General features: G+C 70.9%; 16 protein-coding genes. 9 read left to right on the forward strand and 7 right to left on the reverse strand.

Annotation, left to right across the window (positions count from 1 at the left end; genetic code table 11):
- Positions 1 to 9 precede the first annotated feature (9 nt).
- Complete coding sequence (locus ACQ0O7_RS15650; protein WP_430782781.1) at positions 10 to 972, forward strand: amidohydrolase; 963 nt, start codon at positions 10 to 12, stop codon at positions 970 to 972.
- On the opposite strand, the gene ACQ0O7_RS15655 is transcribed toward ACQ0O7_RS15650, so the two are convergent.
- Positions 878 to 1,555 (reverse strand): DUF4238 domain-containing protein, encoded by a 678-nt coding sequence (locus ACQ0O7_RS15655; protein WP_430782782.1) that lies wholly within the window; start codon positions 1,553 to 1,555, stop codon positions 878 to 880. The genes ACQ0O7_RS15650 and ACQ0O7_RS15655 overlap by 95 nt on opposite strands.
- A gap of 81 nt (positions 1,556 to 1,636) precedes the next feature.
- Here ACQ0O7_RS15655 and ACQ0O7_RS15660 point away from each other — a divergent pair, with 81 nt between their 5' ends.
- From ACQ0O7_RS15660 to ACQ0O7_RS15685, 6 genes are all read left to right on the forward strand, one after another.
- Positions 1,637 to 2,314 carry a response regulator transcription factor gene (locus ACQ0O7_RS15660; protein ID WP_430782783.1) on the forward strand — a complete coding sequence of 226 codons (678 nt, stop codon included), beginning with the start codon at positions 1,637 to 1,639 and terminating at the stop codon, positions 2,312 to 2,314.
- Positions 2,301 to 3,614, forward strand: a complete 1,314-nt coding sequence (locus tag ACQ0O7_RS15665) for an ATP-binding protein (RefSeq protein ID WP_430782784.1) — start codon at positions 2,301 to 2,303, stop codon at positions 3,612 to 3,614. The genes ACQ0O7_RS15660 and ACQ0O7_RS15665 overlap by 14 nt, the downstream gene beginning before the upstream one ends.
- A 392-nt stretch (positions 3,615 to 4,006) precedes the next feature.
- Positions 4,007 to 4,606 carry a PepSY domain-containing protein gene (locus ACQ0O7_RS15670; RefSeq protein ID WP_430782785.1) on the forward strand — a complete coding sequence of 200 codons (600 nt, stop codon included), beginning with the start codon at positions 4,007 to 4,009 and terminating at the stop codon, positions 4,604 to 4,606.
- 407 nt (positions 4,607 to 5,013) lie between these two features.
- Positions 5,014 to 5,937 (forward strand): response regulator, encoded by a 924-nt coding sequence (locus tag ACQ0O7_RS15675; RefSeq protein WP_430782786.1) that lies wholly within the window; start codon positions 5,014 to 5,016, stop codon positions 5,935 to 5,937.
- Positions 5,934 to 7,013 carry a sensor histidine kinase gene (locus ACQ0O7_RS15680; RefSeq protein ID WP_430782787.1) on the forward strand — a complete coding sequence of 360 codons (1,080 nt, stop codon included), beginning with the start codon at positions 5,934 to 5,936 and terminating at the stop codon, positions 7,011 to 7,013. Before ACQ0O7_RS15675 ends, ACQ0O7_RS15680 begins: the two co-directional genes overlap by 4 nt.
- A gap of 28 nt (positions 7,014 to 7,041) precedes the next feature.
- Complete coding sequence (locus ACQ0O7_RS15685; protein ID WP_430782788.1) at positions 7,042 to 7,869, forward strand: cytochrome c biogenesis CcdA family protein; 828 nt, start codon at positions 7,042 to 7,044, stop codon at positions 7,867 to 7,869.
- On the opposite strand, the gene ACQ0O7_RS15690 is transcribed toward ACQ0O7_RS15685, so the two are convergent.
- From ACQ0O7_RS15690 to ACQ0O7_RS15710, 5 genes are all read right to left on the reverse strand, one after another.
- The gene (locus ACQ0O7_RS15690) at positions 7,846 to 8,082 is read right to left on the reverse strand and encodes a hypothetical protein (protein WP_430782789.1); all 237 of its coding nucleotides are present in this window, start codon (positions 8,080 to 8,082) and stop codon (positions 7,846 to 7,848) included. The two genes, ACQ0O7_RS15685 and ACQ0O7_RS15690, sit on opposite strands and share 24 nt — an antisense overlap.
- Positions 8,079 to 8,270, reverse strand: a complete 192-nt coding sequence (locus tag ACQ0O7_RS15695; protein WP_430782790.1) for a hypothetical protein — start codon at positions 8,268 to 8,270, stop codon at positions 8,079 to 8,081. Before ACQ0O7_RS15695 ends, ACQ0O7_RS15690 begins: the two co-directional genes overlap by 4 nt.
- Positions 8,271 to 8,272: 2 nt before the next feature.
- Positions 8,273 to 10,072 (reverse strand): flavin-containing monooxygenase, encoded by a 1,800-nt coding sequence (locus ACQ0O7_RS15700; protein ID WP_430782791.1) that lies wholly within the window; start codon positions 10,070 to 10,072, stop codon positions 8,273 to 8,275.
- An 83-nt stretch (positions 10,073 to 10,155) separates the two neighbouring features.
- Positions 10,156 to 10,824, reverse strand: a complete 669-nt coding sequence (locus ACQ0O7_RS15705) for a TetR/AcrR family transcriptional regulator (protein WP_430782792.1) — start codon at positions 10,822 to 10,824, stop codon at positions 10,156 to 10,158.
- Positions 10,825 to 11,916: 1,092 nt separating this feature from the next.
- A complete protein-coding gene (locus ACQ0O7_RS15710) occupies positions 11,917 to 12,327 on the reverse strand; it encodes a MarR family winged helix-turn-helix transcriptional regulator (protein ID WP_430782793.1) in 411 nt (136 codons plus the stop codon).
- 63 nt (positions 12,328 to 12,390) lie between these two features.
- On the opposite strand from ACQ0O7_RS15710, the gene ACQ0O7_RS15715 reads away from it, so the two are divergent.
- Together ACQ0O7_RS15715 and ACQ0O7_RS15720 are read left to right on the forward strand one after the other, a co-directional pair.
- Entirely contained in the window at positions 12,391 to 12,993 is a 603-nt protein-coding gene (locus ACQ0O7_RS15715; protein WP_430782794.1) for a TIGR03086 family metal-binding protein, read from the forward strand.
- 92 nt (positions 12,994 to 13,085) lie between these two features.
- On the forward strand, positions 13,086 to 13,274 hold the full coding sequence (locus tag ACQ0O7_RS15720) for a hypothetical protein (protein WP_430782795.1): 189 nt from the start codon (positions 13,086 to 13,088) through the stop codon (positions 13,272 to 13,274).
- An 89-nt stretch (positions 13,275 to 13,363) separates the two neighbouring features.
- Here ACQ0O7_RS15720 and ACQ0O7_RS15725 read toward each other — a convergent pair whose 3' ends face one another.
- The gene (locus ACQ0O7_RS15725; RefSeq protein WP_430782796.1) at positions 13,364 to 14,782 is read right to left on the reverse strand and encodes an aromatic amino acid ammonia-lyase; all 1,419 of its coding nucleotides are present in this window, start codon (positions 14,780 to 14,782) and stop codon (positions 13,364 to 13,366) included.
- Between the last annotated feature and the right edge of the window lie 75 nt (positions 14,783 to 14,857).

The raw sequence follows: 14,857 nt of genomic DNA on the forward strand, positions 1-14,857 counted from the left end.
GATGGGGGCATGACGCGGTTCGACTGCCATCAGCATCTGTGGCCGGGGGAGTTCGTGGCGGCGCTCCGGGCGCGGCAGCACCATCCCTACCTGCGGGACTGGACGCTGTTCCTGCCGGGGGAGAACCCCTACCGGGTGGATCCGGCCGCCCATGACGTGGCCGGGCGGATGGGGCGGGAGAACAGCGACCGGGTGCTGCTGTCGCTGTCCAGTCCGCTCGGGATCGAGCACCTGCCGGGCCACGACGCGGCCGGGCTGATCGACGTCTGGCACGAGAGTGCCCTGCGGCTCCCGGGCTTCTTCCACGTCTGGGCGGCCGCCCCGGTGACCGCCCCGGATCCGGGCGCGCTGGCCGAAGTGCTGCGCGAACCGCGGATCGCCGGGCTGCAACTGCCGGCCACCGCCCTCGGTGACCCGGCGGCGATCGAGCGGATGTCCCCGCTGCTGGCCGAGCTGGAACGGGCCGGTAAGCCGCTGCTGGTGCACCCAGGCCCGGCCACGGTGGAGGACGGGGAGTTGCCGGACTGGTGGGCGGCCGTGGTCCCGTACGTCAATCAGTTGCATCGGTCCTGGGCGGCCTGGCACGTCGCCGGCCGCAAGTGGCACGCGAACCTCCGCGTCGGGTTCGTCGCCCTCGCCGGGCTGGCCCCGCTGCACCACGAGCGGATGGCCGCGCGGGGCGGCGACCTCGGTACACCGGACCCACACGTCTTCTACGAGACCTCGTCCTACGGTCCGGAGGCGATCAGCGCGCTGACCGGGGTGGTGGGCCGGGACGCGATCGTGCACGGCTCCGACCTGCCCTACGCGCAGCCTCTCGACCGGAAGCTCTTCCCGGCGGAGTTCTTCACCACCAACCCGGCCCGCCTGCTGTCGGTCAGTGCCGCGGAGTCCGGGCCCGGATCCGTTCCTCGACCAGCCGGCGGGTCCGCGGATCCGGGCGGAAGTGCACCTCCCGGTCGGCGTGGGTGATCTGCATCAGGTTGATCCGGTCCACCTCACGGGCGCCGATGTCGGTGTAACCCGGCTGCGCGGCCGGGAACCGGACACAGAACCGCGGGTGCACCGGGAAGTGGACGGCGTCCGCCCGCGGCAGGTCGGGCAGGTCGTGCGGGTCCCGGCCGGCGGCGGCCACCGGGGTGTCACCGATGACGAAGTCGCGATCCGGCGGGGCCTCCAGGATCCGGATGTCGCAGCGGCTCAGGTACTGGATGAGCTCGGCGTACGAGTCGGCGGCCCGGCGCCGGAACGCCCGCGGATCCGGGTCGGCCACCGCCGCCCGGTGGGTGTGGTGGCCGTGCGCGTGGTGCACCGCGGTGATGGTGGCCAGGTTGATCAGCATCGAGGCGTCCTCGAAGACCGTCTCGGCGGCGACGGCGGCGAGGGTCGCCGGGACCACCTCGTCGGTACGCCTCCAGAGCACGTCGTCCGGAGTGGCTCCCACCTCGTCCTCGCGGTAGGCGCCGGACTCCAGGTCGACGGTGGCCAGCACACCGTCCGGAGCGAAGAATCGGAGCAGAGCTCCCGAAATCGCGGGTTTGAGAAGAGTAGCCACAAACGTCCTCCCGTTCCCCCCGATCGTAACGACCCGGCCCGCGTTCAGCGGGGCTTCAGGTGGGATGGGTAAAGATGAGGCATGCGTGTACTCGTCGTCGAGGACGAGAAGCGGCTCGCCTGGTCGTTGCGGGTCGGTCTCGAAGCGGAGGGGTTCGCCGTCGATGTCGCCGGCGACGGTGTCGACGGCCTGTGGATGGCCCGGGAGAACGAGTACGACGCGATCGTCCTCGACCTGATGCTGCCGGGCATCAACGGCTACAAGGTGTGCTCCACCCTGCGCGACGACGGCGACTGGACCCCGATCCTGATGCTCACCGCCAAGGACGGCGAGTGGGATCAGGTCGAGGGGCTGGACACCGGCGCCGACGACTACATGACCAAGCCGTTCTCGTTCCCGGTCCTGGTGGCCCGGCTGCGCGCGGTGGCCCGGCGCGGCGCCCGCGAGCGCCCGGTCCAGCTGGTCGCCGGCGATCTGCGGCTCGACCCGGCGGCCCGGCGGGTGTGGCGCGGCGACACCGGCGTCGAGCTGACCGCGCGGGAGTTCTCGCTGCTGGAGTTCCTGGCCCGCAACGCCGGCGACGTGATGTCGAAACGGCAGATCCTGGAGGCCGTGTGGGACGGCGACTTCGACGGCGACCCCAACATCGTGGAGGTCTACGTGCGGCATCTGCGCAACAAGATCGACCGCCCGTTCGGCCGGGAGGCGATCCAGACCGTGCGCGGCGCCGGATACCGGCTGGGCAGTGACGGTGGTTGACCGCGCCTCGGTCCGGGTCCGCACCACCGCCCTGTCGGTGCTGGTGATGGCGATCGCCCTGCTGATCGGCTCGGTGGCGCTGCTGGTGCTGTCCCGGGCGTCACTGCGCAACGGCATCGAGACGGCCGCCGAGGAGCGGGCATCGGTGATCACCGTCCAGACGCCGCTGGAGGAGGACGACGACGACTTCCTGTGGCAGATCCGCGACGCCGCCGGGACCATCGTGCGATCGTCACCCCAGCTCAGCGATCCACTGCCGGCCGGGGAAGCCGATCAGGTCACGATCCCCGGGCTGGACCACCGGTACCTGATCGTCACCGAGGACGCCGGCCCGTTCACGGTGGTCGTCGCCGCCTCCCTCGAAGAGGTCGAGGAGTCGACCGACGCCCTGGTCACACCGCTGCTGATCGGCCTGCCACTGGTGCTGATCGTGGTCGGCGGGGTGACCTGGCTGGTGGTCACCCGGGCCCTCGCCCCGGTCGAACGGATCCGTCGCGAGGTCGAGGAGATCACCGGCGAGCGGCTGGACCGGCGGGTGCCCGAACCAGCCGCCCGCGACGAGATCCAGCGCCTCGCCGTCACCATGAACCACATGCTGGCCCGCCTCGACGACGCCCGGCAGCGCCAGCAGCGGTTCGTCGCCGACGCGTCGCACGAGCTGCGGTCGCCCCTGTCCAGCATCCGGCAGGCGGCCGAGGTCGCCCGGTCGCATCCCGGCGCGCTGCCCGAAGGTGAACTGGCCGAGGCGGTGCTGGAGGAATCCGGCCGGATGGAACGCCTCGTCGAACAGCTACTGCTGCTCACCCGCACCGGTGGCGGCGGGGTGCGCCCCATGCAGGATGTCGACCTGGACGATCTGGCCCTGGCCGAGGCCCGGCGGGTGCGCCGATCCGGCCTCACCGTCGACGCGTCCGGAGTCGGAGCCGGGCGGGTGCGCGGCGAGCTGACCGCGCTGACCCAGGTGGTGCGCAACCTGACCGACAATGCGGCCCGGCATGCCCGTACGACAGTGGGGGTCTCGGTCCTGACCCGCGCCGACGGCGTCGAGCTGATCGTCGAGGACGACGGGGGCGGGGTGCCGGAGGGCGAACGGGACCGGGTGTTCGAGCGCTTCGTGCGGCTCGACGAGGCGCGGGCCCGCGATGAGGGCGGCAGCGGTCTGGGCTTGGCGATCGTCAAGGAGACGGTGGTCGCGCACGGCGGGTCGGTCACGCTCGACATCTCCCACTTGGGCGGCGCCCGCTTCGAGATCCGTTTCCCAGGCTCCTTCCACCACGCTTCCCCACCACCGTCCGGATAGCCCGCCCTCGGTGCTCCGTGTTTTCCGCGCGAGCGCCTCTTCCGCCTCGCCCTGGTCGATCTCGGGCGATTTCCACCGTTGCGAGGCTTCGCCTTGAATGAGGTCCGGGTGTCGCGCAAGTCCTCGGCTTGCACACGCCGGGGATTGACCGCGAGTGATCGGGCGGCCGGGGAGAAGCACCCTCCGCGGTGGTGAGTCCCTCAAGACCTGCCGGTTCTGCCCTGGAAGTCGTTTGGTGAGGGCCTGAGATCTGCCTCGCCGTGTGGCCCGGGCCCGGTTGCTCCCTCGTTTCTGAACGGGCTTTCAGCGGCGTTCAGGTCAGGTTCAGGGAGCGGGGCGCAAGCTGTCGTCGTACTCGAAGTTCCGCTGATACAGAAAGCAGGCGACATCTCATGAACACCGCCAAGCTCCGCAGCAAGCGCGTCATCGTTGCCGGTGTGGCCGTGGCGGCCGCCCTGGGTGTGGGTGGCGCCGTGTGGGGGACCGCGGCCTACGCCGACCAGGTGACCGGTGGTGATCGGGACCGGATCGCCAACGCGGCCACCCAGGTGGTCCCCGGCACCGTGACCGACGTGGAGACGAGCGACGATCCGGGCGAGGCGTACGAGGTGGATGTGCGCCAGGCCGACGGCAGCGAGGTTTCGGTGCACCTGGACAAGGACCTGAAGGTCGTCTCCCAGGAGCGCGACAACGACGGGCCGGACAGCGACGGGCCGGATGACGATGACGCGGACGACAACGCCGCGGGCGACGCCGGCACGGGCACCGGCGGACCGGACGCCGACGACCGGGTGCTGAGCGCGGAGGAGCGGGCCTCCGCGGAGAAGGCGGCGCTGGACGCGGTCGGCGCGGGCAGCACGATTCTGGACCTGGAGGCGTCCGACGACCAGGGTGTCGCCTATGAGGCCGAGGTTCGGGATTCGGCCGGCAAGGAGTGGGACGTGGACCTGGACGCCGCGTTCAAGGTGGTCACCAAGACCGAGGACAACTGACGATCGATCCCGCTTGTGCCACTTTCGGGGGTTTAGGGCGTCCGTAGTCCGAGATCCGATTGTCGCTCCTGTTCCGGCCGCGTCACGATGGAGTCAACGGACTTCGATGTACGGTCACCGGAGACTGGGGGGCGAACGTGGACCGAGCGAATGTTCACCGTGGTCGCGTCAGCGACGGGCCGATCAACGGGACGTATGTCAGCCGTCGCGCGCGACTCCAGGTCGAGCAGCCACGTAATGGTTCGTGGCCGTTCGACCTGACACCCGAGCGGGGCTGGCCCAGCCAGCCCCGCAACTGAATCAGGCCTGTCGGCGGGGACACTCCCGCTGGTAGGAGGAGGAGCACGCCCCGCCCGGCGATCTAGGGTCGATCACGAAGTGTGATCCTTCGGCGAGGGTGGTCCAGCGTGATCCGGGTGGTGGTGGTCGACGACGAGGCGCTGGTGCGTTCGGCGTTCACGTTGATCCTGAACCTGGCACCGGACATCGAGGTCGTCGCCGCCGTCAGTGGGACGGACGCGGTCTCGGTGATCCGGGCACGGCGGCCGCACGTGGTGCTGCTCGACATCCGGATGCCGGACGTCGACGGGCTCACCGTGCTCCGGCAGATCCGGTCGCTGCCGGAACCGCCGGTGGTGGCGGAACTGCCGGTGGTGGCGGAACTGCCGGGGCTGCCGGTGGCGGCGGAACCGCCGATTGCGGCGGGGCTGCCGGAGCGGCCGGTGGTGGCGATGCTGACCACGTTCGACGCCGATGAGTATGTGCTGACCGCTCTGCATTCGGGGGCGGCCGGGTTCCTGCTGAAGGACACCGACCCGGAGCATCTGGCACAGCTGGTCCGCACCCTGGCCGCGGGTGGGGTGGTGCTGTCGCCGACCGCGGCCCGCACGCTCCGGGGCAGCCTGCCCCGGACCGATCCGGACCGGCTCGGCGCGCTCGGCGACCGGGACCGGGAACTGCTCGACCTGATCGCGGCCGGCCTCACCAACGCCGAGATCGCCGAGCGCCGGGAGATCCCGGCCGCCGAGGTGCGCGAACAGGTGAGCGCCCTGCTGGCCACACTGCGCGTCTCCACCCGGGTCCAGGCCGCGCTGCTGGCCCCGGCGAGTCCGGTTCGCAACGGTTCAACCGTGTGTCCGGTTCGCAACGGTTCAACCGTGTGTCCGGTTCGCAACGGTTCAGCCGTGCGGGCGGGGGACCGGGCTGATGATCGTTCCGGTGTTTCGGCGGTGCGCCCGGTGCGCGGGGACTTCGTGGTTTCGGCGGCGGACCCGGCTCGTGAGGCATTTCCCGGGGCGGGGCCGTCGGCCGGGGAGACGATCGCCCGGTGAGGTATCGGACGGTTCTTGTCGAGGCGGGGCTGATCGGGGCGGCTGCGCTCGACACCTTCGTCCACATGTGGAGTGACGCGCCGGTCAGTATCGCGCTCGGTGTGCTCGGGTGCGTGGTTCTGCCGTTGCGGCATCGGTTTCCCCGTGCCGTGTTCGCGTTGACTCTGCCGGCCGCTCTGCTGGAAGCGGCGCTCGTCGCTCCGTTCGTGGCGCTCTACGTGCTGGCCACGCGGTCTCGGGACCGGCGGGTGCTGGGAGTGTGTGCGGTGCTGTTCGCGCTCGCCTCGGCCGCTCCCTCACCGTTCGACGACGAGGCCGTGAAGCCCTCCGACACCGCTGTCTATCTGGCCTACGGGCTGGCCACCGCGGCCGTACCGGTGCTGCTCGGGCAACTGGTGCTGACCCGCCGGGAGCTGTCGCAGCGGATCGAGGAGATTCAGGAGGCCAAGGAGCACGAGCGGGTGCTGCACGCCCAGGCCATGCTCGCCCGGGAGCGGGCCCAGCTCGCCCGGGAGATGCACGACGTGGTGTCGCACCAGGTCAGCCTGATCGCGGTGCAGGCCGGAGCGCTGCAGGTGGCCGGGCCGGATCCGGCGACCCGGGAGGCCGCGCGCACCATCCGGACCTTGAGTGTGGGCACCCTGGACGAGCTGCGGACCATGGTCACCCTGCTGCGGGCGTCCGGCCCCACCGAGCCGACCCCGCAGCCCACCCTCGCCGACCTGCAGCAACTGGTCGCCGCCAGTGGGATCGAGGCGAAACTGACCGGGGTTCCGGCGCTTCCGGTGGGGACGCCGGGCCAGCGGGCCATCTACCGGACGGTGCAGGAGGCCCTCACCAACGTGCGCAAACACGCCCCCGGTGCGTCGGCTGCCGTCGAGTTGTGGCAGGACGGGCCGTACGCGGGGGTGACCGTCACCAACACCCCGCCGGGGCGGCCCGCGCTGCCGTTGCCGGGCGCCGGTCAGGGACTGGTCGGGCTGCACGAGCGGGCCTGCCTGCTGAACGGGACTCTCGAGTCGGGGCCGACCGAAGACGGCGGATACCGCGTACACATGAGCCTGCCGTTGAACTGACCGCACGGCCGGACCGTATGCCCCGGCGATGGACACGATCACCTTCGCGCTGGCGGCCGGCCTGCTGGCGGCGTTCAACCCGTGCGGCTTCGCGCTGCTGCCCTCGTTCCTGGCGATCCTGGTCGCCGGGCCGGGCGGGGTGTGGCGGGCGCTGCGCCTGTCGGCGGCGATGACCGCCGGATTCGTCACCGTCTTCGGGACGATCGGCCTGGTGCTGAGTGTCACCACCGCGCCGATCCAGCGTTATCTGCCCTGGTCGGCGGTGGTGATCGGGGTGGTGCTGGTGCTGTCGGGCGGCTGGTTGCTGTCCGGGCGGGAGCTGACCGTCCGGCTGCCCCGGTTGGCCGCCGGGTCACCGTCGCAGTCGATCTTCGGGTTGTACGGGTACGGCGCCTCGTACGCGGTCGCCTCGCTGTCCTGCACGATCGCACCGTTCCTGGCGGTGACCGGCCTGGTCTCCGGCGAGGGCGAGGTGCTGACCGGGATCGGGGCCTTCCTGGCGTACGCAATCGGCATGGGTTTGATCGTGGGTCTTCTCGCGATGACGGCGGCGCTGGCCCGGGAGGCGACGGTCCGGCGGGCGCGTGCGGTGCTGCCCTGGATCTCCCGCCTGAGCGGCGTGTTCCTGCTGGTGGCGGGCGGGTATGTGACCTACTACGGCTGGTACGAGCTGCGCCTGATGTCCGGCGACGGCAACCCGCGGGACCCGATCGTCGGCGCGGTCACCGGCCTCCAGGGCACCGTGACGACCTGGCTGGACACGGCCGGCATCGGCTGGGTCACCGCCGCGTTCGCCGTCGTTGTCGTCGCTGCCGTGCTGCTCGGCCGGGTGCTACGCCGGAGCCCGCAGCCATAGGGCGGCCGGCATCCGGGATTCCCGGGCCAGCGCCGCGGTGAACACGGCGAAGTCCGGGCTCTTCGGGCCGATGACCACGCCGGGCGACCCGGTGTGGACGCCGGTCAGCCGGGCGGCCGGCTCGCGCAGGTCCTCCCGGCCCGGATCATCGCCGCGCCACAGCAGGATCGGCCCGGGCACCTCGGCCGACACCCGCCGCTCGCCCGCCGTCACGATGATCTGGTCGCCGACCTCGCCGTCGAACAGGCACAGCGGCGCCCCACCCGCGCGGACCCGCCGTCCGGCAGCCGGGCCGTCGTCGTGGAGCGGGGATCCGGCTTGCCGAGGGCGGCCACCTCCGACAGGAAGCGGCCGGTCTCGGCGTGCGGCACGAAGACGGTGCAGGTGTAGTCGAGCCCCACCGTTACGACAGGACCTCGTCGATGCTGTCGGCGCGCCAGTTGCGCAGCAGCTCGTGGAAGACCACCGGGCCGGGGCCGAACGAGAAACTCACCTGGCGCGGATTGCCCTCGCCGTTGTAGTAGCCGGGCGTGCACTCGGACTGGAACGCGAACTGTTTCGGCGCGGTCTCCGAGATCGTGTCGCACCACGCCTGCTCGGCTTCGGCGGTCGGCTCGATCCGTTTGGCGCCGCGGCTGTTCGCCTCGGCCACCACCGCGCCGATGTGGGTGGCCTGCTCCTGCAACACGTGGACGAAGTTGACGGCCGCCGCGTTCTGCATCGAACCCAGGTGGAACAGGTTCGGGAAGCCGTGCGAGTAGAAGCCGTGCAGGGTGCGCGGGCCGCGCGCCCAGTGGCCGAGCAGCGGCAGCCCGCCCCGCCCGGTGACCGGCAGCGTCCCGGACAGCACCCCGGAGATGCCGACCTCGAACCCGGTGGCGAAGATGACGCAGTCGACCTCGTACTCCTGCTCGCCGACCACGATGCCGGTGGCCGTCATCCGGGTGATGCCACCGGTGTCGGCGGTGTCGACCAGGGTGACGTTGTCCCGGTTGAAGGTCGGCAGGTAGAAGTCGCTGAAGGTGGGGCGCTTGCACATGTAGCGGTACCAGGGCTGCAGTCTCGCCGCCGTCTCCGGATCCTCCACGATCGACGCGACCCGGGCCCGGATCTCGTCCATCTTGCGGAAGTCGGCGATCTCGTCGTGGTACGCCCGCTCCTCCTCGGAGATCGTCGGGTCGACCGTGCCGGTGAGCATCTGCCGCTGGAGTTTCGCCGTCCCGGTCCAGCCGTCGGCGATCATGTCGACGTCCACGTGCCCGCCGGTGACCAGGTTGAGGAAGTTCTCCATCCGCTCCCGCTGCCAGCCCGGACCCACCGAGTCCAGCACCGACTGGTCGGTCGGGCGGTTGCCGCGCACGTCCACCGACGACGGGGTGCGCTGGAAGACGTACAGCCGCTCGGCGGCCTCGGCCACGTGCGGGATCACCTGGATGCCGGTGGCGCCGGTGCCGACCACGGCGACCTTCTTGCCGGCCAGCCCGGTCAGGTTGCCGGACTGGTCACCGCCGGTGTAGCCGTAGTCCCAGCGGCTGGTATGGAAGGTGTGCCCCCGGTAGCCCTCGACACCGGGGATGCCGGGCAGCTTCGGCTGGGTCAGCGTGCCCGACGAGATGATCACGTAGCGGGAGGTGAACTCGTCACCCCGGTCCGTCGTCACGTGCCACTCGGCGGCCTCGTCGTCCCAGGTCAGGCCGGTGACCTTGGTGTGGAACAGGGTGTCGTCGTAGAGCTGGTACCGCTTGGCGATGTTGACGCAGTGCTGCCGGATCTCCTCGCCCGGGGCATACCGCCACTTCGGGACGTATCCGACCTCCTCCAGCAGCGGCATGTAGACGGTCGCCTCGATGTCGCAGTGGATGCCCGGGTAGCGGTTCCAGTACCAGGTGCCGCCGAAATCCCCCGCCTCGTCGATCATCCGCAGGCTGGTCACCCCGGCGTCGCGCAGCTTGGCCCCGCTCAGCAGGCCGCCGAACCCGCCGCCGATCACGGTCGCCTCGACCCGGTCCCGGACCGGCTCCCGTTCGAGACGTTCGGTGTACGGATCCGTCGCGTAATACCCGAACTCGCCGGCCGCCCTCCGGTACTGGGCGGCGCCGTCCGGGCGGATCCGGCGATCACGTTCGGTCCGGTACCGGGCGCGCAGGGCGTCGAGCTCCGCCGCACTGAAGCGATGGGGCGTGTGGGGGATGGAGGGGGACATGATGGGGCCCTTTCGCGGGGTACGTCCGGCGATCAAGTGCCCAATTTAAAGCAACTGCTTGAACGATGGGTGGCCCCGGGGTCCTAAGTAGCCGGTGTGTTCAGCCGATTTCCTCCGACCGGAGCGCGATAGAGCCCCTCCAATGCGTCTATCAGGCTCGATTCGGTCATTCTCCACATCGGGCGGGCGTCGACACCGAGCGGAAGCGTCCGCTCACGGCGCGCACAGAAATGCAGAATCAGCGTGTGCGCCATGTCGTTGCGCTCGACCCGCACCTCCGGCGGGATCCCCGGCAACACCCGGGCCAGGCCACCGAACACCGAATGCAGACTCGGCAGGTCACCGACCTCGGCCGCGGTCAGATCCCGCAGATTCGGCTCGGTCAGCAATTGCGCGGCGAAACGGGCGTACCAGCTCGGATTCCCCAGATCGGCGAGATGCTCGGTGATCGGCCGGACCACACACACCACCCAGTCCCGCACCCGTTCACTGCCACCGAACTCGTCCAGCAGCCGCCTGCGAATCCCGGTCATCGGCTCGGCATGCCGGTGCACGATCGCCCGCACCAGATCGTTCTTCGACCCGAAGTGGTAGCCGACCGCCGCGTTGTTGCCCTGGCCGGCGGCCTCACTGATCTGCCGGTTCGACACCGCGATCACACCGTGCTCGGCGAACAGGCGCTCGGCGGTGTCCAGAATCAGTCCGCGCGTGCTCTCCACCTGCTCGGCGCGCGGTTTCCTGGCGTACTTCATTCTCGCGGGCTCCGGTCTTCCGGTCGGATCCGCCCAGGATAAGCGGTCCGGTTCCAGGCCTTTTTGGATGTACGCCCGGCGGCTCCACAGAAATCGGGCCGCTCGACGTCGTCCACGCGACGCCGGCGCCACTCCCGACCGCCCGGCGCCCGCCGGGCGAATGCGGCGCTCCCGGCCGGATGCGGCGCTCCCGGCCGGATGCGGCGCTCCCGGCCGGATGCGGTGACCGTCGGTCGGGTGCGGCGCCCCCCGGTCGGGTGCGGTGACCGTCGGTCGGGTGCGGTGACCGTCGGTCGGGTGCGGCGCCCCCCGGTCGGGTGCGGCGCCCCCCGGTCGGGTGCGGCGACCGCCGGGCGGATGCGACCCCCGGCCGAGTCCGGCGACCGCCGGGCGGATGCGGCGACCGCCGGGCGGATGCGGCGACCCACGGGCGAGTGCGGCGACCCCGTCGCGCGACGTCGGTTCGTTCGGTGGCCGCCGAGGGCGGGTCCCGGTCACCTCGTGTGCCGACTTCCGGTGCGGAACGCACCGGAAGTCGGCACACGGAACTCTTCTCGACCTCGGCCTCCACTTCGGCATCGACCTCGGCATCGACTTCGTCTCGCCCGACACCCTTCCCGCCGCAGCCTTGGTAGTTTTCCACCGTTTCGCGTCTTCTCGGCCGCCGGACTTCTTGCGGTCAATCATGCAAGCGGGAACCCGGAATATCCGATATTGACTGACTCGATACCTTTATGGGCTCTCTTCTCGGTGGCCGGCTCCGCTCGCGGTCAAACTTTCGTGCGAATGTCCGGCCCTCTGCCCCAGCCCGGCCGATCTTGGAGGATTTGCCACCGTTTCCGGTGGTAAATCCGCCAAGGTCTCTGCTGAGCGGGTCGCCCGCGCGAGGGATTGACCGCAAGTGATCAGGCGGCCGGGGGCAAGGCTCTTTCGGGTGGTAAATCCTTCAAGATCTCGGGCGAGTTGGTGGCCTTTGGGGGTGAATGACCGCGAACGATCAGATGATCATGGCGGAGGCGGAGGCGGAGGCGGAGGGGGTGGGGGGAGGGGGGAGGGGGGGAGGGGGCGCTCGGCGTGCCCCCGAAGGTTTCTCTAACGCGGGGACAGGCGGATCAGGGAGCGGACGAATGCCTCTCGGTCGGCTTGGGGGAGGTCGCTGAGCAGGGCGTTCTCGGCGGCGCGGATCTCGGTGTGGATGGTGCCGTGGATTCGCTGACCGGATTCGGTCAAGGACAGGAGGCGGACCCGGCGGTCGGTGGGGTCCGGTTCGCGGCTGATCAGGCCGCGTCGCTGGAGGTCGTCGAGTACCGGGATCAGGCGGGTCTTGTCGGCGCCGATGGCCGTGGCCAGGGATGCCTGGGAGCGGGTGGGGCCCTCGCTCAGGGCGGTCAGGACCGCATACGACCACATCGGCACGCCGTGGCGGTCCAGGATCGGCTGCTCGATGGCCAGCAGGCGCCTGCTCAGGCGGAACGTCAGCACGGCCAGGTCGTCGCGGTTCACCCGGTTACTCCTACCACCTCGTGGTGGGTTGACATATCGTAAGCGGGAGCACATCGTAGGCGGATGCTTATTGTTACCGAGGATCTTCGGGCGGCCGACGCCGCCGCTGTCCGGGCCGGTGTGGCCGTCGTCGAGCGGGTTTCGGTCGCTGATCTGGGGCTGGCGACGCCGTGTGCCGGGTGGGATCTGGGGGATCTGCTCGGTCACATGACCGCGCAGCATCGTGGGTTCGCGGCGGCGGCCCGGGGGCATGGTGATGATCCGGGCGCCTGGGTGGAGGAGCGGGCCGGGGCGGACGCGGTGCGGGAGTATGTGCTGGCCGCCGGGGAGGTGCTGGAGACGTTCGCCGGCGAGGGCGAGGCTGTGCTGGAACGAACGTTCCATCTGCCTGAAGCGGGCGGTGCGCTGCCCGCCCGGCTGGCCATCGGGATGCATCTGGTCGACTACGCCGTGCACGGGTGGGACGTGGCGCGGACCATCGGCGCGGCCTACCGGCTGGATGACGATGTGCTCGCGGCCACGCTGGAGATCGTCCGGGCGGTGCCGGACGGGCCGGGTCGTCTCGCGCCGGGGTCGCCGTTCGGGCCGGGCCGGGCGGTGCCGGCCGGGGCCGGTCCGCTGGACGAGATCCTGCTGCGCCTGGGGCGTGACCCGGCCGGTTCCTGATCGGCCGGAGATCGCGATCATCGTCACATGTCACTGCTGTGCCGCGGTGATTCGGATTGCGAGGGTTGCGGGCCTGTTGAAAGATCAGCTGAATGAAGGCCGACTATGCCCGTGAGCCGGTGTCGCCCGGGGAACGGTTCGCTCCGCGGCCTGTCGCCGGTGGCCGACATGTCGACGGTATCGACGGTGTCGACGGTGAACGAGTCGACCGTGCCGGACATGTCGACGCCGGGCATCTCGGCGGGGATCTGACGTCGATACCCGAGCACGAGTGCCGGTGAGCGCCGCATCAGCCCGGCGGTCGCGCCGGGGCCCGGACCGGGCGGCGCCTCGCGGGGACTGCCACGGGGCTTCGCGGGGGCGTACCGGATCAGAGAAGGCCGGCCAGGGACGGCAGCAGGCCGGCCGCGATCCGCAAGTCGGTGTCCAGTGGCCGGTCCGAAAGGTCCTCTTCGAGGGTGCGGTCGGCGAGTCGGAAGGCCTCCCGGGCGACGCCGCCGGTGAGCCGGTCCGGGGCCAGGCGCAGCGCGCGGACCGCGGCGAGCAGTTCGGCGGCGATCATCGTGGGGGCGAATTCGGTCATCACCCGCAGCGAGCGTGCGCCCTGGGTGGCGAAGCTGGCGTGTTCCTCCATGCCCAGCGAGATCGACAGTGTGCCGGAGACGGTGGGCTGGACCGCGGTGCGCAGTTCGGCGAGCAGGTCCTGGACCACGTATTCGGTGATCATCAGGCCGGAGCTGCCCGGCGGGCCGGCCGCCAGGAACGCGCGCAGACCGGTCATGTCGGGCCGCATCAGCAGGCCGAGGCGGGCCGCGGACAGCGACAGGACCGGCAGGAGCGCGCTGCGGACCGCGTCCAGCCCGGCCGCCAGGGTGGCCGTGTGGAACTGGCCGTGATGACGGACGCCGTCCGCGGTGACCAGCGGGTTCTCGGCGGCGGCGTTGATCTCGGCGGTGACGATCGCGGTGAGGGTCTCGGCGGCTTGCAGGGCGGGCGCGGTCACCTGGGGAACCACCCGCAGGCCGAACGGGTCCTGGATCCGCGGCGAGGGACCAGAATCGGACACCATGGCGTAGAGGGTGGCGGCCACGGCGATCTGGTGCGGGTGGGCGCGCCCAGCGTGACTGGCCGGGTCGTACGCCTCGGCGTTGCCGCGCAGGGCCAGGAACGACAGCGCGGCGACCACGGTCGAGGCGCGCAGGTGGCGGTGCACCCGGTCGAGGGCGAGCGCGGACGTGGCCACGGTGAGCGCGCTGGAGCTGATCATCGGGAGGGCGTCGGTGGGGCTGATCACCACGTCCGGCCCGGTGCCGTGCCGCCAGGGGCGCACGCCGGCCAGGGTGAGCGCGAGTTCGGCCAGCGGCGAGAGGTCGGCGGTGCCGATGCCGCCCCACCGGTGGATGGTCGGCACCGCGCCGTCGGACAGGGCGGTGGCCAGGGCTTCCGCGACGCTGCGCGAGATGCCGGAGCCACCTGCCAGAATCTGATTGAGCCGTACGGCCATGGTGGCTCGCGCGGTGACGTCGTCCTCTTCGGGGCCGACTCCGGCGCAATGGCTGCGCAACAGTCGCAGGGCATGCTCTTCGGGGTCGGCCTGCTCGTGCCGGTTGGCGCCGACTCCGGTGTTGGCGCCGTAGACGGCGCCGCGGGCGCGGGCCTCGCCGAGGATGGCGTGCCGTTCCTCGACGAGCATCAGGGCGAGCGGGTCGAGGGTGATGCCGGCTGCTCCGGATGCGATCGCGGCGAGGTCTGGGATCGTCAGAGAGGCGCCATCGAGCCGGACCTGCATGCGAGTCTCCACATGTATCGAGCTGTTGACATGTTATTCACTACTTCGCGAGTATGAATAGTAGTATTCGGAAGA

Source organism: Actinoplanes sp. G11-F43 (genome assembly GCF_050589265.1).
GTDB lineage: Bacteria > Actinomycetota > Actinomycetes > Mycobacteriales > Micromonosporaceae > Actinoplanes.